This window comes from Acinetobacter sp. YH12239, assembly GCF_013417635.1.
In the GTDB taxonomy this organism is placed as follows: Bacteria; Pseudomonadota; Gammaproteobacteria; order Pseudomonadales; family Moraxellaceae; genus Acinetobacter.
This window is the reverse complement of record NZ_VPDP01000003.1, coordinates 258,863-281,948: the sequence shown is the minus strand read 5'-3', so window position 1 is coordinate 281,948 and position 23,086 is coordinate 258,863. Positions and strand designations below refer to the sequence as shown.

Genomic DNA, 23,086 nt, shown 5'->3' with positions numbered 1-23,086 from the left:
TTTAACAGGTTAAATTAAGTGGAGATAACTTAAGGGACAAAGCTAAAAAATAGGTATGTGGCAAAAATACACAGATGTACAATGCCTGGCAAAATGGTGGTGTATCCAGTACGCAGAGAATTTGAAACAACAAAAAGTGATAGTACGAGTAATGCTAATGATTTTGCATCTAAACCTAACTCGAGTGTCCAGCCCATGCCGATCGAAAAAAAAGCCACCACAGGAATCGTAAGTCCGATACTTGCAATTGCAGAACCTATGGCTAAATTTAAACTTGATTGAAGCCGATTTGCTTTTGCTGCACGAATAGAAGCTCCAAACTCTGGCAGTAATACAATTGCTGCAATTATGATCCCAAGGGTCGCTAACGGTGCGCCAAACTGAGTCAGTAAGCTTTCAAGTGTTGGAGAAATTCCTTTTGCTGACAATACCACAGCAATCAAAGAGACGATCAGCATTATTAAGCTGATCATGACAGTATGAATACTAGGAATGAAGACATCTTCTTCTACAGCATTCTGATCGACTTCTACTGGTAGGAAGTAGTCACGATGACGTACAGTTTGGAAAAAAGTAAACGCTGAAAATAATATCAAAGTAATGATGGCGATAAAAAATAATTGTGAATTGTTGTAGCTGCCAATAGCTGGTGAGTTAGTCACATAATTTGGCAATACCATGGCAATAACAATAATGACGGTCATGGTGCCTAAAGCAGCAGTGACACCTTCTAAATTAAAGCCTTGAACTTGATGTTTAGTGGCACCTAATAATAAGCTTAGACCAATGATTGCATTTAAGATGATCATCACCGCTGCAAAAATCGTATCACGTGCAAGCCCCATGGCTTCAGGACCACCTGACATCATCATTGAAACAATCAGTGCAACTTCGATAATCGTGACGGATAATGCCAACACTAACGTACCAAACGGTTCTCCTACTTTATGAGCAATAACTTCTGCATGATGCACAGCAGTCACTACACTGCCAATCAGACCAACACAAAGTAATGTGACAATAAATGGAAAGCTTGGAATAAGATGATATACACCCAGAATAACCAGTGAAACTATAGGTATAGCAATGGTCCATGTGGGATTAAAGCGATTCGTTTTCATAAGATTATGTTCTATTTATTGTTGAAAAATAATGATAAGTGTTTGATGGTTTATTAATCAAATTTATTTTGAATTTGTTCTAGCTATTGTTGTTGGAATTAATGGAGGCAAGAATGGATTCGGGAATCCATTCTTATCAGGTCTAAAGCTTAGAATTTGAAAACCTTACCACAGAATATTAGAGTTAAATATTCTGCGGTTCGCCAAACAATGCGGTAAAGGCATGATCAGGACGAGGCTGTTTCATAAAACTTTCACCCACAAGGAAAGTGTGAATGTCATTTTCTTGCATCATGGCAACATCGGCAGGCGTAGCAATGCCACTTTCAGTCACCAGTAAACGCGAAGGATCAAGTAATTTTTTCAAACGTAAAGATGTATTTAAATTAACATCGAAAGTTTTTAAATTACGATTATTAACGCCTAATAAACAACGATCTGACAATTTGAGAGCACGTTCTAGTTCATATTCATCATGCACTTCAACCAGTACATCTAAATGATGTTCAAATGCAGTTTTCGACATTTCCTCAAGTTGTTGATCTGAAAGACATGCAACAATGAGAAGGATACAGTCTGCATGCAATGCACGAGCTTCAATCACACCATAAGGATCGATTAAGAAATCTTTTCTTAGTGCAGGCAAATCACAGTGAGAGCGAGCAATATGAATGTTCTCATCGGCACCTTGGAAGAAATCAATATCTGTAAGTACTGATAAACATACCGCACCCGCTGATTGATACTGTTCAGCTATTTCAGCAGGATTGAAGTTTTCTCGAATAATGCCTTTAGAAGGAGATGCTTTTTTGATTTCAGCAATGACAGCTGGACGTTTGTGTTGTAGAGCTTGAGCAAAACCGCGAACAGGGCTAGCGGCTTGAGCGAGTTCTTCGACGTCCTTGTAACTACGTTGTTTTAATCGTGCAGCAAATTCTTCTTGTTTACGGTCAACAATTTTGCCAAGAATAGTATTCGCGATATCTAACATAAGAATGTCCTGACTTAATTAAGCTTCATAATGTTTTATTGTTTTTGTGAATTCAGAAAGCACATCCATCTTTTCAAGTGCCTGACCACCATAAATGATGTCATGTGCTAATGCCACACCTTGTTTATAACTCGAAGTTAAACCTGAGACATAAATACCAGCACCAGCATTTAATGCAATCATACTGGCTGCTTTTTCACCTTTCGGTGATTTTTTCTTACCTAGTGCATCTTTGATCAGTGCCAAACTTTCAGCAGAGCTATCAACAGATAAATGCGTCAATGTTTGAGATTCAATCTCTACGTCCTCAGGGAGGATTTCCCACTCAGTAATTTCACCATTTTTTAACTCAGCAACATAGGTAGATGAAGCAAGACTGATTTCATCTAGTCCATCTTTAGAGTGAACAACCATGACGTGTTCAGCACCAAGTTGTTTAAGAACTTCAGCAATAGGTCGACATAATTCTGTTGAGAACACGCCAATTACAAAGCGCTTTACACCAGCCGGATTCGTAAGCGGGCCAAGTAAGTTGAAAATGCTTCTGAAGCCCAATTCTTTACGAGGACCTGCTGCATACTTCATTGCTTTATGATGGTTTGGAGCAAAGAGAAAACCCACACCCAAATCGCGGATACAGCGTTCAGTCTGTGCCATATTTAGGTCGAGATTAATACCAGCTTGTTCTAATAGATCTGACGAGCCTGATTTTGATGACACACCTCGGCCACCGTGTTTGGCAATCGTTGCACCTGCAGCTGCAATTACAAAACTTGATGCAGTTGATACATTAAACAGGTTTTGTCCATCACCACCCGTGCCAACGATATCGACTAAGTATGGAAGATCACTGACATCAATCTTGATCGCATATTCACGCATCACACGTGCAGCAGCAGTAATTTCGTCAATACTTTCGCCTTTTAAACGTAAACCCATCATTAATGCACCGATTTGTGCATCAGTCGCTTCACCATCCATAATGGTGCGCATAACAACTTCCATTTGAGGCTGTGTTAATTCAATATTTTTCGTAATGTTGTTTAATGCTTGTTGAATATTCATGTCTTGCTCTTACGCATAAATTTCTAAGAAGTTTTGGAAAATTTTGTGGCCATGTTGGCTGAGTATCGATTCTGGATGGAACTGAACACCTTCAACGGGAAGGGTTTTATGTTTCACACCCATAATTTCTTCCATAGAACCATCTTCTTCATTGGTCCAACACGTCACCTCTAAACATTCAGGTAAAGTCGCTTGATCAATGACTAAAGAATGATAGCGAGTCGCTGAGAATGGAGAGGGTAGATTGGTAAAGATCCCTTGATCAGAGTGGTACATGTCAGATAAACGCCCGTGCATTACTTTTTTTGCACGAACAATATCTCCACCAAATGCTTGCCCGATACTTTGATGACCTAAGCACACCCCAAGCAGTGGAATCTTGCCTGAAAAGTGTTGAATCGCTGGGATTGAAATACCTGCCTCAGAGGGAGAGCAGGGACCAGGTCCAATGACGAGATATTTTGGTTGCCATCGCTCAATATCCTCCAAAGTCACGGCATCATTACGGACCACTTTTACTTCCTGATTTAACTCGCCAAAATATTGGACGATGTTGTAGGTAAAAGAGTCATAGTTGTCGATCATCAGAAGCATTTTAAGCTTAACCTCTTGAAATTTATAATTTAACTTAATTTAGCTTTGTTTTTCACATTGATAAGATGCATCACAGAGTGTTGACTGCATCCTTGTCTAGTAACTCAAAGCGATTAAGTGGCAGTTATCATAGCAGATTCTTTTATCAGCGCAGGTTAAATTTTGGGGTTCAAAACATCAGCAATATTGATCACTTAAATCAAATTAACGTGTGAATTAAGGGTTCTAGGTGAAGAGCGCTAAAAAATGAAATATTGCTCTGAATCTAAAAGCTCATACGTGTTACGCATAAACTTTTAAATCAGCAAGAGTAGTGAGAAAGATTTGTGTTAAAAACAAACAAACAAAATGAGATCAGTAAATTTATAATTTATAAGATTTAGTCTCGCGGTCGTTCACTTTTACATCATTCAGTTTAGACAATTCATTTTACTGAACTATTTTGATGCACAAAATTTAAATTCATCATGGCTTAATGTTTCTTAATAAAGTCATGATTGAGTTGAAATTTTAGTTTTCCAAATAAAATCTAAATATATGTGGTTTGTATTTATTAATATATAAAACAAGGTATTAAACGCATGTGTCTGAAAAATTTATCCATTTTTCTGTTTTTTAAAAGTATATAAAATATAACGTTTGGTAAATAAATAGATTAAATCTATGAAAAAATTAGATTTTAAGTTTAATAATTAAACGATCTAGCTGTGATATGCACCATTTTGATACAGGTTGTAAATAAATATTTTTTATTGCGATGAACTGTGCCTGAATATGGTGCATTTAGTTTTAAGCACAGTATAATAGTCGCAAAGCAAAGTGAATAAAGCTGTTAATCTGATAAGGATTTCAAGATTTTAGCTTTGCTTTTGAAAGTTGGTACGGTAATTGCTTTAAAACTACCAACTACTAACACGCACTAAATGTGCAACAAAAAATCATCGGAGCAAAATGAGCATGGCGAACAAGGTCCTACAACTCATCCAAGAAAGTGGCGCAAAATGGGTAGACTTCCGTTTTACGGACACTAAGGGTAAAGAGCAACACGTTACTTACCCAGCAGATACTATCGATGAAGATACTTTTGAAGATGGTAAAATGTTCGACGGTTCTTCAATTGCTGGTTGGAAAGGTATCGAAGCGTCTGACATGATCTTACGTCCAGATGCTGAAACAGGTTTTATCGACCCGTTCTTTGCAGAGCCAACTGTTGTTGTGACTTGTGATGTTATTGAGCCATCTACTGGTCAAGGCTATGACCGTGACCCACGTTCAATTGCTCGCCGTGCAGAAGAATATTTAAAATCTACTGGTATTGGTGATACTGCTTTCTTTGGTCCAGAACCAGAATTCTTCGTATTTGACGAAGTTAAATGGGAAGTGGATATGTCTGGCGCACGCCACACATTAATCGCTGAAGAAGCAGCATGGTCTACGAACAAAGACTATGAATCAGGTAACTCTGGTCACCGTCCACGTGTGAAAGGTGGTTATTTTCCAGTGCCTCCAGTTGATTCTTCACATGATATGCGTGCAGATATGTGTGCGAAAATCGAAGAAATCATGGGGCCAGGTCGTGTAGAAGTACATCACCACGAAGTTGCATCTTGTCAATTAGAAATTGGTGTGAGCTTCAACACCATGGTTCGTAAAGCAGACGAAGTACAACAGTTCAAATATGCTGTTTGGAACGTTGCTCATCAATATGCAAAAACAGCAACTTTTATGCCTAAACCAATGGTAGGTGATAACGGTTCTGGTATGCACGTTCATATGTCGATCTCTAAAGATGGCAAGAACTTATTCGCAGGCGATGAATATGCAGGTTTATCTGAAACTGCACTTTACTTCATTGGCGGTATCATTAAGCATGCTCGCTCTTTAAATGCCTTAACAAACCCTTCTACAAACTCGTATAAGCGTTTAGTTCCGCATTTCGAAGCACCGATTATGCTTGCTTACTCAGCACGTAACCGTTCTGCATCGATCCGTATTCCTTATGTTTCTAGCCCGAAAGGCAAACGTATTGAAGCACGTTTCCCAGATCCAATGATGAACCCGTACTTAGGTTTCGCTGCATTGTTAATGGCTGGTCTTGATGGTATCCAAAACAAGATCCATCCAGGTGAAGCTGCGGACAAAAACTTGTACGATCTTCCACCGGAAGAAGAAGCTAAAATCCCAACAGTGGCACACAGCCTTGATATGGCGCTTGAAGCACTTCAAGCAGACCACGACTACCTTCTTAAAGGTGGTGTGTTCACTAAAGATATGCTCGATGCTTACATTGAGCTTAAAACTGAAGAAGTTCGTCGTCTTAATACGACAACTCACCCAGTTGAATTTGATATGTACTACAGCCTGTAATTCGTTCACGAATTTCGCTGTAAAAAACCCGCGCAATGCGCGGGTTTTTTTGTGTTTTAAGTTAAAATAGATGTAGTCAAATATGAGAAATATTTCATGGCAAAGCCACATAAAAAGCACACGGGATTTTTTCCTTGGAATGATCCAAGTGATCACGAAAAAGGATTCAAGCTCAATTTTTCTGAAGTGACCTATTTGGAAGTTGGCAGAACCGTCGAAGGCTATAAGCAGGCATAATTTCTTGAACTAAGAAATCCTGATTTGGCTTTACAATTTGATTATCCACATGAATTTTATATCAGTGCCGAAGGTTTTATTTTAGTAAAAACACCACAAGGCAAATTTGAAGTGATTGCAAAATCTGACAATGCTTGAATGTGTGTAGCTGCGCCTAAAAGTAAGATTTATTCCTTGTGATCATCCAAGTCATATTTGAGTAAGTTTTCACGCTCATAAGGTGCATCCTCAGCAGGATATCTTAAGCTTTCAATATTTTGGCTTTTGGCGATAGACCATATAATACTTTCCCCAGCGGGGATATTAGGGCTGAAATTCTGATATAGCGGATCAGCATAAGCATCTGCTGCATTGATTATTGTCCACCCTTTGCTTTCTAAGGCTAAAACGATCTCGCCTAGAAACTGTCCATTAATCGCATTCGTGTGGAGTAACAATATATGCTGCGGAGAGCGTTGAAGGGTTTGTAATGCGAGTGAATCATAATATTCTGCTCGATCAAGAAGATGATCAATATAAGCCTGCTTCAATCTTTTGATGTGTGATGTTTTACCTGCTTTTAGATACGCTAGATATTTTTGATTATAAAACCAGTCACTTGCATCAATACTAACACCACCATGCTGGTAATGATTTTGCTTTAACCAGTGTTGGACTTGATCTCTTTTCGCAATATTATTGCCTTCTTTGAGATAGGGGTACCTAAAAATTCTCCTAAAGTTTTTTAAATCACGAAAAACTAATTCATTAATTCTAATGCTTTTGATGTAGTCTTTCGCCAAAACTTCAGGTTTATTTAAATTTTCGTGAAAAGCACTGTGATTGCCGACAATATGTCCGTGTTTATCCCATTGACGTATTAAGTTTTTACCCGCATTGTCACCGATTTTGATGTAACTTGGGAAAATGATAGATTGAATATTTTTGGATTTTAAATGCGCTAGTATTTGTTGATTAATGTGTGGAGCAGTAGGATCGATAGTTGGATTTAATCCATCATCAAAACTCAGTGCTAATTGACGAGCATGAGCTTGGGAAAGAAATAACAGTGATATAAATAAGTACAAGCTAAATTTAAGCATGTTTAATGAAGGTGTTTACGAATGAATGTTTATAGCAATTTTTTGGGGGAGTGCAGTATGAAATGTGTGAGTGTGATGCCTTAAACTAAACCATAGGTTTGGTGCATTAGTTCTAAAGCTTGGGTACACTTGAGAGTATAAAATAATGGTAGTCTGAAATATGCTTGAAAGCCGTCAATTTAATCATCAGGAAAAATTAATGTGTCCTGAGTTAAAAAAATGGTTGTACGCCTCAGGCTCACTTACCCAACAACTGACAGATTTAGCTGATGGAATATTTAAAGTCCAACGAATCCAAGAGCGATTTCAACGTTTAAACTTTAATGATGCTAGCTGGATGGGTGTATCACATCAGCATACTTCTTGGGTGAGAGAGACTCATTTATTTGGTTCTGAGTGTGAACCGTGGGTAAAAGCGAAATCTATTTTCCCAATTACTAGCCTTCAAAAAAAAGCCCGTCTCTTTCAACATATTGGAAATCAGCCCATAGGTCGATTCCTGTTCCAACGCACAGAACCGCAATGCCAACGTCGCGTGATCTTACTTGAGGATGGATGGACTAGACAGAGCTGTTATACTTGGCATGGCTGTAAATTTATTGTCCAAGAAACATTTTTACCAGCATTTGAACGTTTTATAAAAACTCATTGAGCTAGACTTTATGGCAACCGCACAAGCAATCACCTGGCGCGAGCGTTTAAGCGCTTACTACTATTTATGTCGTTTCGATAAGCCAATTGGTACTGAGCTAGTCCTGTGGCCCACCTTATGGGCGCTGTGGATTGCAGCTGGTGGAATACCTGATGTAGTGACACTGCTTGCCATCGTATGTGGCACTATATTTATGCGTGCAGCGGGATGTGCCATTAATGATTTTGCTGATCGTAAAGTGGATGCACACGTAGAAAGAACCAAAAATCGTCCATTAGCCACAGGTGTGATTTCTGCAAAAGAAGCAGTTTGGGTGTTTATCGCACTGGTTGCGGCAAGTGCTTGTACATTGTTCTTCCTGCCTATTGAAACTTTTTATTGTGCCTTAATTGGGCTGGTACTTGCTTTCATCTATCCATTTATGAAGCGCTATACGCATTTACCTCAAGTGGTACTGGGGATGGCATTCTCATGGGGTATACCGATGTCATTTACTGCAATGGGGAAGCCTTTGGATTGGACGTGTTGGCTACTTTATTTCGGTAATTTGGCTTGGACTGTAGCTTATGATACTCAATATGCAATTACGGATCGCGAATATGATTTAAAGATTGGGGTTAAGTCGACGGCCATTTTGTTTGGAAAAAATGATATTAAAATTATCAGTTTATTGCAGGCGATGAGTGTTATTTTAATTGGTACTGCACTATGGCTTGAACACATACTTGTCCCTTATGGATTAATCGCATTAGTGCTCGTGGTAGGTGATTTCATCTATCAATGGACCAAAACGCGTGATAAAGATCCGCAATGGTGCTTCTGGGCATTTAGACATAACCGATGGGTAGGGGTGATGATCTTTATGGGTATTTTTATTGCGTTGATATAAACTGAATATTAAGTACAAATAAAGTTATTAAGCATCCTAGTCGGATGCTTTTTTTTATGTTTAATTAAAAGTACTCATGGAGAGTGATAATAATGAAGGGAAAGAATTATGAAGTATGTGATTAAAAAAACGGTTATCGCAATGTGCTGTACGGCAGCATTACTGTTAACGGCTTGTAATAGTGATGATGATAAAAATATTTTTCAAGAAAAAGTGTTTGTTGCTGAGAAAGCCTATCAAAAAGATAGTTTAGAGCAAGCTTCCAAAATCCAAATTATGACTTATTTAATGCCGAATGTTCTGGGTCAGAAAACTGAGGCTACAGCAATGGTCATGTTTCCTAAGACTGCTCAGCCAGCAGCAGGATGGCCAGTGGTGGTATGGGCACATGGAACAACTGGTGTTGGAGACGAATGTGCACCAAGCAATAATGTACTTAATTCGAATTTTGAAATTTTAGCGAACAGTCTTCTTAAAGAAGGTTATGTCATTGTAGCCCCTGATTATGAAGGTTTGGGAGTTAAAGGGATTCATCCTTATCTTCATCTATCTAGTGCTGCACAATCTGCGATTCATGCAATAAAGTCAGTTCACCAAGCATATCCATCACAATTAAATAAATCTTGGATGTCTGTCGGCCAATCCCAAGGTGGACATGCATCATTAGGAATTGCACAATATGCCAATAATGATCCGTATTACAAAGGGGCTGTAGCAACTGCTCCAGCATCCAGTTTGGGTTACATTATTACCCAAGTCGCACCAAATGCCATTTCAGCGATAGAAATTCAAAATAGAGATTTGGCAATCGCTATTTATTCAGAGCTATTAGCTTATGCTGCTTATACAGGTGTAGGGATTAAAGCATATGAACCTAGATTTTCATTAGCAACGATATTCCAATCTAGGTCTCAAGCTGTGGCAGAGAAAGCTGAGGGGTCGACTGGTGAAAATGGCCTATGCTTGATGCCATTAATTGATGAGTTTAAAAAAGACATTAAGACTTATTTGGAATCAAATTCAACACAAAAAGTAATGGACTATCCTGGGTTAAAGGTTGGCTTTGAAAATGATCCAGTGGTGAGTAGTTTTTTAAGTAATAATCAGCCTGGAACTCAAAAACTCATGAAACCGGTTTATGTGGTTCAAGGTGAAAATGACACCGCTGTCCCATATCAAGTAACACAACAATTAGTACATCAGTTAAATGGATTGGGGACTCAACCTCCAGTTGTATTAGATATTGTGGCAGGAGCATCGCATACACAAGCGATTGTTGAGAAAAATGATGAGGTTGTTGATTTTATTAAATCGTATTTATCGGTGCGCTAAACGTGACTATGTCAGCTAGGGTGTTGCATCCTAGTTGACCCTTAAAGCTAAAGTTTTTTCTATGACTTTATTCTGTTATATTGCCTCGGACTCAATGACTCAGGTTTTGTCGATGACTTCATCAAAAAAGAAATTCACCACTAAATTTATTTTATTGGCAAGTCTAGGCCCCCTTATCCCGTTGCTTATCATTGCGATTGCTTTTTTTGCAGTAAAGAGTGATGCAAAGAACAAAGCAGAGTACGATCGTTTACGTGCAGAACAAGCCGCGCGAATTGAAGCTAGAGAAAAACAAGAGCAATTTGAGCAGAATGCTTCGTCTGTAGCAGAGCCTTTGAACTAATTATTTTTTAGTAAGAATGTCTTTTTTGAGACTTTGAACACTTGGGATATCGTTATAGCGAAATACTCGATATCCTGCTTCATAAAACATTTGATCGCGTTCAGCATCTTCTTGTTCCTTACCAAGATGACTTGGATCATCGAGTTCGATAATGGCGATAACTTTAAGCTGATCATCCAGTAAGACAAAGTCAGTCACTTTTCGATTAAATTTAGCTCGAATCTTTAGACTGGGGTTTGTGATTAAAGCGCTAAAAGCGACTTGAGCAAGCACATGGTATTGCGGAAAACTCTCTTTTAATCTAAAAAACATTTTACTTTCAAATGCGGTAATAATGCGTTTGGGGTAAAAGCGTTGTGGCTTTTTAAATAATTGTTGAAAGATAATGGTGAGCAGGGCAAGGGTTGCAATAACACCAATAATTAAGAAAGTAATTTGACTGGATTGAAACACAGGAATTCGTAAATAAAAGCACATATAAGAAAAAACCCACTCGATTGAGTGGGTTTTTAGAATCTTGGCTCTCCAACCTGGGCTCGAACCAGGGACCTGCGGATTAACAGTCCGTCGCTCTACCGACTGAGCTATTGGAGAATCTGGTACGCATTCTATGAGTCAAATGAAGAGAGGTCAAGCCTTAACATTGAAAAATATTAGAAATATGAATCAACTGATTTAAATTTAATCTAAGTGAAACGATCTATAGCTTTTTTAATAAATGGACATACTCTGCTTTGCTTTTCAGTGGATTCGCTTTACGACATAAACTCATAAGTTCCATCATGGTTTGTTGTGATGATTCCACATGTACCTCGTTTTGAATTTTTTTGATCAGGAGTGCGTGTTCAGAGGATAATTCTGAAGTGCAGTGATACAAACGTTCATACATAAGTGCAGGGGCTACTTTATTATGTTCAGATTTCTGAGTGCATTGAAATATAAAAATGAGACTGCCAACAAGTAGAGACCAGAAAATCAGTGATTTAAGCCAAGGTGTATTCATTTTTAGACTTTTTTATAAAATTAGAATAATTCTATAGCAAATCAAAAATTTAGGCATAAAAAAACCCAAGTCATTATGCTTGGGTTTTTAGAATCTTGGCTCTCCCACCTGGGCTCGAACCAGGGACCTGCGGATTAACAGTCCGTCGCTCTACCGACTGAGCTATGGGAGATTAGATTGGCTCTCCAACCTGGGCTCGAACCAGGGACCTGCGGATTAACAGTCCGTCGCTCTACCGACTGAGCTATTGGAGAATCTGATGCGCATTTTAGGGTTGAAATTACTAGTCGTCAACCAATTATTGTAAAGAAATGAATAGTTTGATTTATTAATACTCAAATTGATGTAAATAATAAAAAAACCATCCTAAAAGGATGGTTTTTTAAACCTAATAAGACGGTTAAAGCTTATTTTTCTACGCCAGCTTCTTGACCAGCATATTTCGCATTAGCGTAATCCCAGTTCACTAAGCTTTCTAAGAAAGTAGAAATATACTTAGGACGAGCGTTGCGGAAGTCGATGTAGTAAGCATGTTCCCAAACATCGATCGTTAATACAGCTACTTTACCATGAGCAAGTGGAGTATCAGCATTTGAAGTTTTCATGATAGAAAGTTTACCATTTACTTCATCAGCAACTAACCAAGCCCAACCTGAACCGAATTGAGTTGTAGCAGCAGCAGCAAATTCTTCAGCAAATTTTTCGTAAGAACCGAAAGCTTCGTCAATTTTAGCAGCTAAAGCACCAGTCGCTTTACCACCACCGTTTTTAGCCATACAATTCCAGTAGAATGTGTGGTTCCAAACTTGTGCTGCGTTGTTGAAGATACCTGCTTTAGAAGCATCACCAGCAGAAGCTTTGATGATTTCTTCAAGCGTTTTACCTTCAAGATCAGTACCTGCAATAAGGTTGTTTAGATTAACAACGTAAGTATTGTGGTGTTTGTCGTGGTGGTATTCTAAAGTTTCTTTGCTGATGTGTGGAGCAAGATCTTCGTAACCGTACGGAAGAGCTGGTAAAGTAATCGTTGTCATGTTTTAAGTTCCTTGCATTGTGCTGGGTTTTACATCGAAGTGCACTTATTGTAATAGATTCTCACCATATTTTGCGCATTACTTATAAATAAGAATACAGAATAAAGCGTGAATTAATACGTATAAGCTCACTCCAATTTAAAACGCGTGGTTAAATCAATTTAAATAGGATTATTGAGTTCAACGTAATGATATTCAAGACCAAATTGTTCACAAATTGCTTGACCTAGTCGTTGAACACCATAACGTTCAGTCGCATGATGTCCACATGCGTAATAATGCACATCTAATTCTACAGCTTGATAAAAGGTACGCTCACTGACTTCACCTGAAATATAAGCATCGCAATTTTGTTCGGCAGCTTTAGTGATAAAGTCTTGAGCACCGCCAGTACAAAATCCAACTTTTTGAATACGTGGTTTATCAGCCATCAAATGTATCGGATCATAATTAAGTTGTTGTGACACAAAAGCTTTGAACTCATCTGGTGTCATTGCATTTTTTAAATAGCCGATATTTCCAATGGGATGACGTTCATTCGGATCAAGTGCTTCAAGTTGATCAAGATGAAGTAAATCTGCTATCGCTGCATTATTTCCCAAGCTAGGGTGGCTATCTAGAGGTAAATGATAAGCTAATAATGAAATATCATGTTGAATGAGTGATTTAATTCGTTTGCCACGCATTCCTGTAATCGGAGATGGCTCACCTTTCCAAAAATAGCCATGGTGAACCAATAAAACATCAGCTTGCAGCTCGATTGCAGCATCAATGGCTGATTGAGAAGCCGATACAGCACAAACAATTCGCTTTACTTCTGTTTTGCCTTCGATTTGCAGACCATTAGGAGCGTAATCTTTAAATTCATTGGCTTTTAGGGTCAGATCACACCATTGGATAATGTCGTTTAGCTTTACCATAATGTTCTTAAGTCTGTGAAAATATAAAGATCAAAGCATATTTTTAATATTAACTAAAGCCGAACAAAACTATTTTCACAATTTTAGGTATATAAATTTTTTTTGATTACAATATGCTGTCATAAATACTTTTCTCATCAATAAATTAAAATTCTCAGAGGATATTAAAGTGCGCCGGTCCTTTACATGGTTACCATGGGTGTTACTCATCATTGTAATTATTAGTTTTGTCACGTGGCAAAAGCTAAATCAACCAAAGCCTCAAATAGCAGCTGATGGATATAAAATGCCGGCTGAAAAAGTAGAACCTTTGGTGGATACGACACGTTCTGGGGGAGTGGTTTCATACAATGCTGCGGTAAAGGTTGCAGCACCTGCAGTCGTCAATATTTTTACAACACAAACTGTTAAAAAAATTGATCATCCGATTCTAAATGATCCTGTTTTTAGAGAATTTTTTGGTGGTCAATTACCAGAACGTTTTGGACAAGGACCAAATGAAAATAGTTTGGGTTCAGGGGTGATTGTTCGACCTGATGGTTATATTCTGACTAATAATCATGTGATTGCACAGGCTGATCAGATTATTGTGGCGTTGTATGATGGTCGTCGAGCAGAAGCCAAAGTGATTGGAACAGATCCTGACACTGATTTAGCAGTCATTAAAATCGAAATGGACAAACTACCAGTGCTTCCTTTCAAACTGAGTGGAAACGAGGTTGGAGATGTTGTACTCGCAATTGGTAATCCATTTGGCGTGGGGCAAACAGTCACGCAAGGGATCATTTCTGCGACAGAACGTTCGGGATTGGGTATAAATTTCTATGAAGATTTTATTCAAACCGATGCTGCTATTAATCCAGGAAATTCTGGAGGAGCACTCATTGATGTTGCGGGTAATTTGATTGGGATTAATACCGCAATATTCTCGCAATCGGGTGGGTCTTTAGGAATTGGTTTTGCTATTCCTGCTAAAGTCTGTCAGCAAGTTCTGAATTCAATATTAAAAGAAGGCAGAGTGATTCGTGGGTGGCTAGGTATTGGTTTGGCGAATCCAACGCAACTCGATGTATTACAACCTCGTGAGAAGGGGGTAATTGTGAGCAGCGTCTATGAGTCTGGTCCTGCAGATAAAGCTAAGGTTAAAGTCGGTGATCGGATCATGAAAGTAAATGATCAGGAGATCAATAATCCATCACAATTGATTAATTATGTTGCAATGCAATCACCGAATACCTCTGCAAAAATTGAGATTTTACGTGAAGGTAAGAGCATCAATACTGAAGTGGTTATTGGTGAACGACCAGCTGAAACCAGCGATCGTAATAGCCAGTATATTCCATTACCTCGTCGTTAAATTAACAAGCCCCAGTAATATGGGGCTTTTTTATAATTCTTAGATTCTATATTGTTTCATACCTTTGAATGAATCTGAATAAATCTGCTATTTAATAATTAAATACGGTCATGCATCCCTTATTGATGGTTAGATAGGGTTTTAATAAATACAGAAATGAATCCACTCAACAAGGATTAAACAGTGTGCGAAACAAAAAAAAGCCAGTGGTTCACTGGCTTTTTAAGGGAAAAAATTAGCTTTCTTGTTGAATACCCGCAACCAACCAATCTTGACTAGAACCTGCTGGTTTAACGAAATGCCAAACTTCAGCAAAAGGTTGTGGAAGGCTGTTTAAGTCTTCACTTACCGTACCCGTGAAACGAACGCTGACAACGTATTGACCATTTTCAGTCGCAGAATCAACAACCATAGCATTCAGATTTGAAAACTCAGCTACGTCTTGATCTTGGTTAGCCATGATATCGTTATACATCGATTGATAAAGATCAGGCGTCAAATAACGTTGAATCTCAGCAATATTACTTGCCGTATTCATCGATTGAATATGGTTGAAGCGTTGGCGTGCAATGCGTAAGAAAGCAGCTGGTTCAGTTCCGTCAGGTAGCTGACTTCCACTAGACATTGTTGCTGCACCAAAAGGAGCTTGTGGTGCTTGAGATGCAGCTGTACCACCGCCCACAGATTGACCAAAAATATTGGTATTATCATTAGACACTGAAGGGCGAGGTGCAGCAGTTTGACCAAACGGTGCAGATTGAGGACCTGAACTGTTTGGTGCATATGGGTTGTTAGCCGCTAATTTTTTTTTTGCTCCGAATTTACGGAAGATGAAGAACGCAGCAGCAGCAATAATCAACAACCAAACCCAACTTGGGATACCACCTTCTTCCTCAGGTTGTGCAGCAACTTCTGCTTGACTCGCTGGAACAGTATCATCATCTGCTAAAGCATTTGCTGCGACTGCACCAATTGCAGCACCAGCAACACCAGCAGCGACCATACCACCAACACCAGGACCAGACTTTTGAGGTGCAGTCGCTGGAGCAGCAGGTTGTTGGGCAGGAGTAGCTTGACGTGGTTGCTGATATGATTGGGTTGGAGCAGCAGAACGGCTCATACCATGGCTTTTACCACCACCAGCACGTTTTGCTTCTGCAAAAGGCGCTACCATGAGTGTCGCCATTAAAATACCCGCAACTAAACTACGCTGTCGAACTTCCATCTAAAATTCCTATTTAAAAAAGTTAATTTCACACTGTATTTATGCAGTCTTTTGGCTTAAATTTCAACTTAAACCTCAATTTTTTTCAGTATTCATACACAGTGTATAGTTAAATAAATTGATCAGCTGAATTAATGTTCATCCGCTAAGCTCATCGCTTCAGTTAAAGCTTCATGTAGACGGGCAACGGCGATAATTCGAACACCAGAAATATCCTTTTGCGGTGCATTTGCTCTAGGCACTATAATATATTTAAACCCGTGCTTAATTGCTTCCTTTAAACGTTCCTGCCCGTTAGGTACGGGACGAATCTCTCCCGATAAACCCACTTCGCCAAATACAGCCAATTGCTGAGGGAGTGCTTTTGCTCTCAAACTTGAAGCACAAGCCAATAAGACGGCGAGATCTGAACCTGTTTCAGTAATTTTTAAGCCACCAACAACATTCACATATACGTCTTGACCAGAAGTTTGAACACCACCATGTCGGTGCATGACGGCGAGTAGCATATTCAAACGGTTTTGCTCAAGACCCAATGCAACACGGCGAGGTTGACCATGCGCGTCATCTACTAGGGCTTGCACTTCAACTAAGAGTGGACGTGTGCCTTCTCGACTAATCATGACGATAGAACCAGGAATCGCTTCATCATATCGGCTAAGAAAGATGGCTGAGGGGTTGGCAACCTCTCTAAGCCCTTTATCGGTCATCCCAAAAACACCGAGTTCATTGACTGCACCAAAACGATTTTTAACAGCTCGAATCATTCGATAACGTGAATCAGATTGACCTTCAAAATAAAGTACGCAATCGACCATGTGTTCTAAAACACGAGGGCCAGCTAAAGCACCTTCTTTGGTCACATGACCCACAATAAATAAAGCTGTTCCGCTGTTCTTCGCAAAACGTGTCAGAAGGGCTGCAGATTCTCGAATTTGAGAAACGCCGCCTGGCGCAGACTGTAAAGTTTCAGTGTATAAAGTTTGAATCGAGTCTAAGATCGCGACAGCAGGTCGTTCATGCGCTAATACTTCGCAAATACGCTCTACGCACGTCTCAGCCATCACTTTTAATTGATCAGTTGGAAGATCCAAACGATTGGCACGTAATGCAACTTGAGATAAAGATTCCTCACCAGTGACATATAGGGCGGAACTTTTCGCGGCAGCCATATGGGTTGCCGTCTGCAAAAGAATTGTTGATTTACCAATACCAGGGTCACCACCGATCAGTACAACTGAACCAGTAACAAGCCCTCCGCCTAAAACGCGATCAAATTCTCCAATCCCTGTTGCTAAACGTGTTTCGTGAGAAACTGAAACTTGATTCAATGTAGTGATTGATGCTGCTTGACCAGCATAACCACCTGCAATTTTTGGATTTGCACGATGCGTAATCGCAGGGGCAATGGTGACTTCAACTAAACTGTTCCATTCTCCGCATTCTGAGCATTGACCTGCCCATTTAGGATGATCTGCGCCACATTGTTCACAGCGATATACACTTTTTGCTTTAGCCATAACTTGATATAGGTTTTTTGATTTTCTATATGCTGAGCATACTGAGTAAAGGTCACGAAAACAAAAAAATATTGATCAAATTTTAAAACAATAAGACAAGTCATGACGTGTGCTTTAACGAGATATTGAATTAAAGCGATCATGAATTGATTTATACTCATATCAAGAATCGACTGAGTTATTTGATATGCGTTTGTACGCCCAACATATTGATGCCATCGCACGCGAAATACAGCGTGATGTGCTGTTTATTCATTTTGAGAATTACACGGATGATCAGAATGAGGAAGAAAGTATTCGAGATCATGTTATTACATGGCTTGAACAACATGAAATTGAATTTGAGCCATGTCTAGGTTTGTCTGGTGAGGATGAAATTGACAGCTATCTGGGTGACCTATATCTAGATATTCCTTTTGATGAGCAAAATAAGCAGTATCAGCTGGTTAAAAATTATCTTGAAGATGAACAGGGTAATATGAAAATTGAACATGTTTTATTTTTTGTGTTGAGCTTGGAGGTTGCAGAAGAAATTGCAAAGGATCAAGAGGAAAAACAAAATTTGAACGATCAGAAATTTTCGTGAAAAGAAAAAAAGCCTCATCAATGAGGCTTTTTTTGGTTTGATTCTATTAATTTGTTTAATAAAGCTCACCAGATTTTCGTCGTTCAATAAAATCTTTAGATTCTTTTGCAATGACTCCAGAAAGTAACAATAAGGCAATTAAGTTTGGTGCTGCCATTAAACCATTGAAGGTGTCTGCGAAGAGCCAAACTAAATCAAGTGTGACGACACAGCCTACAAATACCGAAGCAATATAAATGAGACGATAGATAAATACTGACTTTTCACCCAGTAAATAGGTGCAACATTTTTCACCGTAATAACTCCAACCTAAAATAGTTGAATAAGCAAAAAAGATGATTCCGAACGTAACAACCCAGCCCCCAAATCCTGGTAGTAATTTGTCAAAAACACTAATGGTCAGAACAGCCCCAGTTTGATCACCAAATGTTTGTCCTGCCATGATGAAACCCATAACAAGAACAATACCCGTAATTGAGCACACAATAATCGTATCAATGAATGTACCTGTCATTGAAACTAGGCCTTGACGGGCAGGGTGATCAGTTTTTGCTGCTGCCGCTGCAATGGGCGCTGAACCCATACCTGCTTCGTTTGAGAATACACCACGGGCAACACCGTAACGAATCGCTGCACCAATCGCGCCACCTGCTGCTGCCTCGCCTGTAAAAGCATAGGTGATAATCATTTTAAGAGCTGGTAATACCAATTCTAAATTATTCAAAATAATAATTAAGCCGCCGATGATATAACCCAAGGCCATGACAGGAACAATAATTGAGGATGCTTTGGAAATAGATTTGATGCCACCTAAAATCACCAAAGCAGATAAAATCGTAATAATGATGGCAGTGGTGAGCGTGCTTATACCCAAACTATTTTCTACTGCTAATGCCACTGTGTTTGATTGAACTGAGCTACCAATACCAAAGGATGCCAATGTACCAAATAATGCGAAGAGGACAGCGAGCCACTTCCATTTTGCACCAAGTCCTCGTTCAATGTAGTACATTGGACCACCAGACATTTCACCTTTTTCATTTTTTACACGATATTTGACCGCCAAAACACCTTCACCATATTTGGTTGCCATGCCAAAAAATGCAGTCATCCACATCCAGAAGACAGCACCTGGACCACCCAGCACACAAGCTGTCGCTACCCCTGCGATGTTACCTGTACCAATCGTGGCTGAAAGTGCAGTCATGAGTGAGGCAAACTGTGAGATATCTCCCGAGTCTTTTTTATCGGGGTGTTTCCCAAACACTTGTTTAAATGCTAATGGAAGCATCCTGAATTGCCAAAAAAGTAGACGGAATGTTAAGAAAACACCTGTCCCAACAATCAGCACCAGCATATACGGTCCCCAGACTAAGCCACTGAGTGTTTCCATGATTGATTGTATTTCTTGCATAAATTACCTTCTTATTTTCCTGATTGTTTTTTACATGCATGATCAAGCAAGGGATATGCCATACTTTTGTGCGATCAAACACATCATTCCTTTTGATTATTTTTTGCACTTATATTTTTTACATATAACAACAAGATTTTCAATATTTTACTCAAAATAAGATAAATAAATATGATGAATAAATGATCATTCTGGTGATATATAAGAAAAATGAATTAATACTTTAAACTAATTAGAAAATATTGATCGTGCTAATTTTCTTTTTGAAATCTGATTTTTTTCAGTTAAGTTGTGCCGATTAATATATTTGGTGAATTTGAAAATGTCAGATCAAAATATAAATTCGCCTCAGCAAAATGGTGAATTACAACGAAGTCTATCCAATCGACATTTGCAGTTAATTGCAATTGGAGGCGCAATTGGAACAGGTTTGTTCATGGGCTCTGGGAAAACAATTAGCCTAGCTGGTCCTTCAATCCTTGTAATTTACATGATCATCGGTTTCATGGTTTTTTTAGTGATGCGAGCACTAGGCGAATTGTTGCTTTCAAATTTGCAATATAAGTCTTTTATTGATTTCGCAACGGATTTAATTGGACCATGGGCAGGTTACTTTGTGGGCTGGACCTATTGGCTGTGTTGGATCACCATTGGTATTGCAGATTTATCGGCGATCATTTATTACCTTCAGTTCTTCAATAATGGGATGCCTTTTAGCCCTGAAGAAGGGGTAATGATTAGCATCGCTGCAATCGTATTTATCATGGGATTGAATCTTGTTACGGTGAAACTGTTTGGTGAATTAGAATTCTGGTTTGCTTTAATCAAGATTATCGCAATTGTGGTTTTAATTGGCGTTGGCTTTTGGATGATATTTACAGGTTTTACTTCTACATCAGGTGAAATCGCAGCATTCAGTAATATTTGGTCACACGGCGGGATCTTCCCAACAGGTGCAATCGGTTTCTTGGCAGGCTTCCAAATCGCAATTTTTGCTTTTGTGGGTGTAGAACTGGTGGGTACAACGGCAGCTGAAACTAAAGATCCTGAAACAAACTTGCCGAAAGCTGTCAACTCGATTCCTATTCGAATCATTATTTTCTATGTTTTGTCGTTGCTGGTGGTGATGTCGGTTACACCATGGAATATGATTGATCCGAATATTTCCCCATTTGTAAACTTGTTTAGTCAAGCAGGTATTGCAGCCGCTGCTATTATTATGAATTTGGTTGTATTGTCTTCAGTGATGTCATCGATGAACAGTGGCGTATTCTCAACCAGTCGCATGCTGTTTGGCTTATCGCGCGAAACTCAAGCACCTGAAGCTTTTGGAAGACTGAATAAGCGAGCTGTGCCAGCGAATGCCTTGTATTTCTCAGCAGTATGTTTGTTACTAGGGGCAGCACTGCAATACTTCGTACCGAATACGGTGGAAGCATTTACTTTAGCGACAACACTTTCCACCATTTTATTTATTTGTGTATGGTTGATGATTATTTGGAGTTATGTGGTGTATTACAAAACACGCCCAGAACTTCATGCCAAATCGAAATTTAAACTACCAGGTGGATTGGTGACATGTGCGATTGTTGCTATATTCTTTATTGGCATGATTGGAGTATTGGCTTTAGAAGATGATACTCGCCGTGCATTGATGGTGAGCCCGATTTGGTTTGTTATTCTGATCATTGGTTATTTTGGTTTTTATAAGAAAAAATAAAAACTTATAAATGATTTGCAATTTAGGTCAAAAGAAACGTCAGTAAAAACTGGCGTTTTTTTATTTCTGTTGCGTTAAATACTTTGGTGAATTAGATGATCAAGGTATACTTCTATAAATTTTACTGATAGGTGTAGGTATGCGTATTTTGATCGGAGTTATCAGTGCAGCCGTTGTTTCAATCTTGGCTGGATGTGGTCAGACTGGTGCATTACAATTACCCAGTGATCCAAACTATGACAAGCGAGCACAATATTTAATTTATAAAAACAGTGATCGCCCAAGTCAGGATCAAGCTGAACCTAAAGCAGATGCTGTACCTACTCAAGATTAATATTCATTTATTTTTTTTCTCCAGCGCAATTTAGAAAGGATACATCCATGAGTTTCCCTCGCATTCAAGGGGTTTTGCACGCAGAACAATGTTCATTGGATCAACTTGCTCAGCAATTTGGTACACCACTTTATGTTTATTCAAAAGCAACTTTTGAAAAACATTATTTGGATATGGATCGTGCTTTTAATTTTATCGATCACCAAATTTGTTTTGCAGTGAAGTCAAACTCAAATATCGCTGTTCTAAATGTGTTGGCGAAACTTGGTTGCGGTTTTGATATCGTGACTGGTGGTGAATTAGCACGTGTTTTACGCGCAGGTGGTGACGCTTCTAAAATAGTCTTCTCTGGTTTGGGCAAGTCTGAAGCTGACATTCGTCAAGCATTAGAAGTGGGTATTGCCTGTTTTAATGTGGAATCATATGCAGAGCTTGACCGTATTCAACAAGTTGCAGCAGAACTTGATGTAAAAGCTCCAATTTCACTTCGGGTAAATCCAGATGTTGATGCCAAAACACATCCATATATCTCGACTGGTCTTAAAGAAAATAAATTTGGTATTCCTTCTGATTCGGTATATGAAACTTATCAGTATGCAGCAAGTTTAAGTCACTTAGATATCGTAGGAATTGATTGTCATATTGGTTCACAATTGACTGAAACTCAACCTTTTGTTGATGCGCTTGATCGTGTCATGAACATGATTGATGCATTGAAAAAATTAGGGATCAACCTCAAGCATATTGATATTGGTGGTGGTCTTGGTGTGACTTATAAAGATGAAGTTCCACCGACAATTGAAGAATATGCAAATGCTTTACGTCCTGCATTAGAAAAACTTGGTCTTAAAGTGTATATGGAGCCAGGGCGTAGTATTTCGGCGAATGCTGGCGTATTGGTGACGAAAGTTGATCTTTTAAAACCAACCAATCATCGCAATTTTGCAATTGTTGATGCAGCAATGAATGACTTGATTCGTCCTTCTTTGTACGAAGCTTGGATGGATATCCAAGAGGTTAATCAAAATTCGCAAACTGAGAAAAAAGTTTGGGATGTGGTTGGTGCGATCTGTGAAACAGGTGACTTCCTTGGTAAAGAGCGTGAACTTGCGATTCAAGCGAACGATCATTTGGCCGTTTTAGGTGCAGGTGCTTATGGTTTTGTGATGAGTTCAAATTACAACAGCCGAGGTCGTGCAGCAGAGGTGATGGTTGACGGTGATCAAGCACACTTAATTCGTGAACGTGAAACGATTGAGTCTCTGTGGGAACGTGAGTCCTTATTGCCTTAAGGAGACAA

Annotated in this window: 22 protein-coding genes, 3 tRNA genes and 1 pseudogene; 11 read left to right on the top strand and 15 right to left on the bottom strand. The window is 39.0% G+C overall.

All coding sequences use genetic code 11. The annotated features are described in order from the left end of the window. Nucleotides 1-29 precede the first annotated feature (29 nt). The 4 genes from FTV17_RS05515 to FTV17_RS05500 all read right to left on the bottom strand — a co-directional run bounded on the left by FTV17_RS05515 (nucleotide 30) and on the right by FTV17_RS05500 (nucleotide 3,771). Entirely contained in the window at nucleotides 30-1,121 is a 1,092-nt protein-coding gene (locus FTV17_RS05515) for a calcium:proton antiporter (protein ID WP_179998504.1), read from the bottom strand. 184 nt (nucleotides 1,122-1,305) lie between these two features. Then, a complete protein-coding gene (gene trpC / locus FTV17_RS05510) occupies nucleotides 1,306-2,112 on the bottom strand; it encodes an indole-3-glycerol phosphate synthase TrpC (protein ID WP_179998503.1) in 807 nt (268 codons plus the stop codon). Nucleotides 2,113-2,130: 18 nt separating this feature from the next. Then, nucleotides 2,131-3,177 (bottom strand): anthranilate phosphoribosyltransferase, encoded by a 1,047-nt coding sequence (gene trpD, locus FTV17_RS05505; RefSeq protein WP_179998502.1) that lies wholly within the window; start codon nucleotides 3,175-3,177, stop codon nucleotides 2,131-2,133. A 9-nt stretch (nucleotides 3,178-3,186) separates the two neighbouring features. Continuing rightward, complete coding sequence (locus FTV17_RS05500) at nucleotides 3,187-3,771, bottom strand: aminodeoxychorismate/anthranilate synthase component II (RefSeq protein ID WP_218945285.1); 585 nt, start codon at nucleotides 3,769-3,771, stop codon at nucleotides 3,187-3,189. A gap of 951 nt (nucleotides 3,772-4,722) precedes the next feature. Between FTV17_RS05500 and glnA the strand changes: the two genes are divergently transcribed. After that, the gene (glnA, locus tag FTV17_RS05495; RefSeq protein WP_179998501.1) at nucleotides 4,723-6,138 is read left to right on the top strand and encodes a type I glutamate--ammonia ligase; all 1,416 of its coding nucleotides are present in this window, start codon (nucleotides 4,723-4,725) and stop codon (nucleotides 6,136-6,138) included. A 96-nt stretch (nucleotides 6,139-6,234) separates the two neighbouring features. Next, nucleotides 6,235-6,513: pseudogene (locus tag FTV17_RS05490) on the top strand (hypothetical protein). Nucleotides 6,514-6,542: 29 nt separating this feature from the next. On the opposite strand, the gene FTV17_RS05485 reads toward FTV17_RS05490, so the two are convergent. Continuing rightward, the gene (locus tag FTV17_RS05485; RefSeq protein WP_179998500.1) at nucleotides 6,543-7,457 is read right to left on the bottom strand and encodes a polysaccharide deacetylase family protein; all 915 of its coding nucleotides are present in this window, start codon (nucleotides 7,455-7,457) and stop codon (nucleotides 6,543-6,545) included. A 160-nt stretch (nucleotides 7,458-7,617) separates the two neighbouring features. Between FTV17_RS05485 and FTV17_RS05480 the strand changes: the two genes are divergently transcribed. The 4 genes from FTV17_RS05480 (at nucleotide 7,618) to FTV17_RS05465 (ending at nucleotide 10,673) form a co-directional block, all read left to right on the top strand. Further along, nucleotides 7,618-8,109 carry a chorismate lyase gene (locus FTV17_RS05480; RefSeq protein WP_179998499.1) on the top strand — a complete coding sequence of 164 codons (492 nt, stop codon included), beginning with the start codon at nucleotides 7,618-7,620 and terminating at the stop codon, nucleotides 8,107-8,109. 10 nt (nucleotides 8,110-8,119) lie between these two features. After that, nucleotides 8,120-8,998 (top strand): 4-hydroxybenzoate octaprenyltransferase, encoded by an 879-nt coding sequence (ubiA, locus tag FTV17_RS05475; protein ID WP_179998498.1) that lies wholly within the window; start codon nucleotides 8,120-8,122, stop codon nucleotides 8,996-8,998. A gap of 108 nt (nucleotides 8,999-9,106) precedes the next feature. Next, the gene (locus tag FTV17_RS05470) at nucleotides 9,107-10,330 is read left to right on the top strand and encodes a S9 family peptidase (protein ID WP_179998497.1); all 1,224 of its coding nucleotides are present in this window, start codon (nucleotides 9,107-9,109) and stop codon (nucleotides 10,328-10,330) included. Between the two features lie 112 nt (nucleotides 10,331-10,442). Next, on the top strand, nucleotides 10,443-10,673 hold the full coding sequence (locus FTV17_RS05465; RefSeq protein ID WP_179998496.1) for a hypothetical protein: 231 nt from the start codon (nucleotides 10,443-10,445) through the stop codon (nucleotides 10,671-10,673). Here FTV17_RS05465 and FTV17_RS05460 read toward each other — a convergent pair whose 3' ends face one another. The 7 genes from FTV17_RS05460 to FTV17_RS05430 all read right to left on the bottom strand — a co-directional run bounded on the left by FTV17_RS05460 (nucleotide 10,674) and on the right by FTV17_RS05430 (nucleotide 13,630). Continuing rightward, on the bottom strand, nucleotides 10,674-11,126 hold the full coding sequence (locus FTV17_RS05460) for a DUF2726 domain-containing protein (RefSeq protein ID WP_179998495.1): 453 nt from the start codon (nucleotides 11,124-11,126) through the stop codon (nucleotides 10,674-10,676). 65 nt (nucleotides 11,127-11,191) lie between these two features. Further along, nucleotides 11,192-11,267, bottom strand: a tRNA-Asn gene (locus tag FTV17_RS05455). A 106-nt stretch (nucleotides 11,268-11,373) separates the two neighbouring features. Further along, on the bottom strand, nucleotides 11,374-11,676 hold the full coding sequence (locus FTV17_RS05450) for a hypothetical protein (RefSeq protein ID WP_179998494.1): 303 nt from the start codon (nucleotides 11,674-11,676) through the stop codon (nucleotides 11,374-11,376). Between the two features lie 96 nt (nucleotides 11,677-11,772). Next, nucleotides 11,773-11,848: transfer RNA gene (locus FTV17_RS05445), tRNA-Asn, on the bottom strand. A 6-nt stretch (nucleotides 11,849-11,854) separates the two neighbouring features. Continuing rightward, nucleotides 11,855-11,930: transfer RNA gene (locus FTV17_RS05440), tRNA-Asn, on the bottom strand. A gap of 153 nt (nucleotides 11,931-12,083) precedes the next feature. After that, complete coding sequence (locus tag FTV17_RS05435) at nucleotides 12,084-12,710, bottom strand: superoxide dismutase (RefSeq protein ID WP_092765960.1); 627 nt, start codon at nucleotides 12,708-12,710, stop codon at nucleotides 12,084-12,086. A 161-nt stretch (nucleotides 12,711-12,871) separates the two neighbouring features. Then, a complete protein-coding gene (locus FTV17_RS05430) occupies nucleotides 12,872-13,630 on the bottom strand; it encodes a Nif3-like dinuclear metal center hexameric protein (RefSeq protein ID WP_179998493.1) in 759 nt (252 codons plus the stop codon). Between the two features lie 169 nt (nucleotides 13,631-13,799). On the opposite strand from FTV17_RS05430, the gene FTV17_RS05425 reads away from it, so the two are divergent. After that, nucleotides 13,800-14,987 carry a trypsin-like peptidase domain-containing protein gene (locus tag FTV17_RS05425; protein WP_179998492.1) on the top strand — a complete coding sequence of 396 codons (1,188 nt, stop codon included), beginning with the start codon at nucleotides 13,800-13,802 and terminating at the stop codon, nucleotides 14,985-14,987. Nucleotides 14,988-15,222: 235 nt separating this feature from the next. Here FTV17_RS05425 and FTV17_RS05420 read toward each other — a convergent pair whose 3' ends face one another. Both FTV17_RS05420 and radA read right to left on the bottom strand, forming a co-directional pair. Continuing rightward, complete coding sequence (locus tag FTV17_RS05420; protein ID WP_179998491.1) at nucleotides 15,223-16,212, bottom strand: Tim44 domain-containing protein; 990 nt, start codon at nucleotides 16,210-16,212, stop codon at nucleotides 15,223-15,225. A gap of 131 nt (nucleotides 16,213-16,343) precedes the next feature. Further along, nucleotides 16,344-17,732 carry a DNA repair protein RadA gene (gene radA, locus FTV17_RS05415; RefSeq protein ID WP_179998490.1) on the bottom strand — a complete coding sequence of 463 codons (1,389 nt, stop codon included), beginning with the start codon at nucleotides 17,730-17,732 and terminating at the stop codon, nucleotides 16,344-16,346. A 187-nt stretch (nucleotides 17,733-17,919) separates the two neighbouring features. Between radA and FTV17_RS05410 the strand changes: the two genes are divergently transcribed. Next, nucleotides 17,920-18,318 (top strand): hypothetical protein, encoded by a 399-nt coding sequence (locus tag FTV17_RS05410; protein WP_179998489.1) that lies wholly within the window; start codon nucleotides 17,920-17,922, stop codon nucleotides 18,316-18,318. A 55-nt stretch (nucleotides 18,319-18,373) separates the two neighbouring features. Here FTV17_RS05410 and FTV17_RS05405 read toward each other — a convergent pair whose 3' ends face one another. Continuing rightward, nucleotides 18,374-19,732, bottom strand: a complete 1,359-nt coding sequence (locus tag FTV17_RS05405; RefSeq protein WP_179998488.1) for a sodium:alanine symporter family protein — start codon at nucleotides 19,730-19,732, stop codon at nucleotides 18,374-18,376. 322 nt (nucleotides 19,733-20,054) lie between these two features. Between FTV17_RS05405 and FTV17_RS05400 the strand changes: the two genes are divergently transcribed. The 3 genes from FTV17_RS05400 to lysA all read left to right on the top strand — a co-directional run bounded on the left by FTV17_RS05400 (nucleotide 20,055) and on the right by lysA (nucleotide 23,078). Continuing rightward, nucleotides 20,055-21,452, top strand: a complete 1,398-nt coding sequence (locus FTV17_RS05400) for an amino acid permease (protein ID WP_179998487.1) — start codon at nucleotides 20,055-20,057, stop codon at nucleotides 21,450-21,452. A 139-nt stretch (nucleotides 21,453-21,591) separates the two neighbouring features. Further along, nucleotides 21,592-21,786, top strand: a complete 195-nt coding sequence (locus FTV17_RS05395; RefSeq protein WP_035267033.1) for a lipoprotein — start codon at nucleotides 21,592-21,594, stop codon at nucleotides 21,784-21,786. Nucleotides 21,787-21,833: 47 nt separating this feature from the next. Then, nucleotides 21,834-23,078 (top strand): diaminopimelate decarboxylase, encoded by a 1,245-nt coding sequence (lysA, locus tag FTV17_RS05390; RefSeq protein ID WP_179998486.1) that lies wholly within the window; start codon nucleotides 21,834-21,836, stop codon nucleotides 23,076-23,078. The last annotated feature ends 8 nt before the right edge of the window (nucleotides 23,079-23,086 follow it).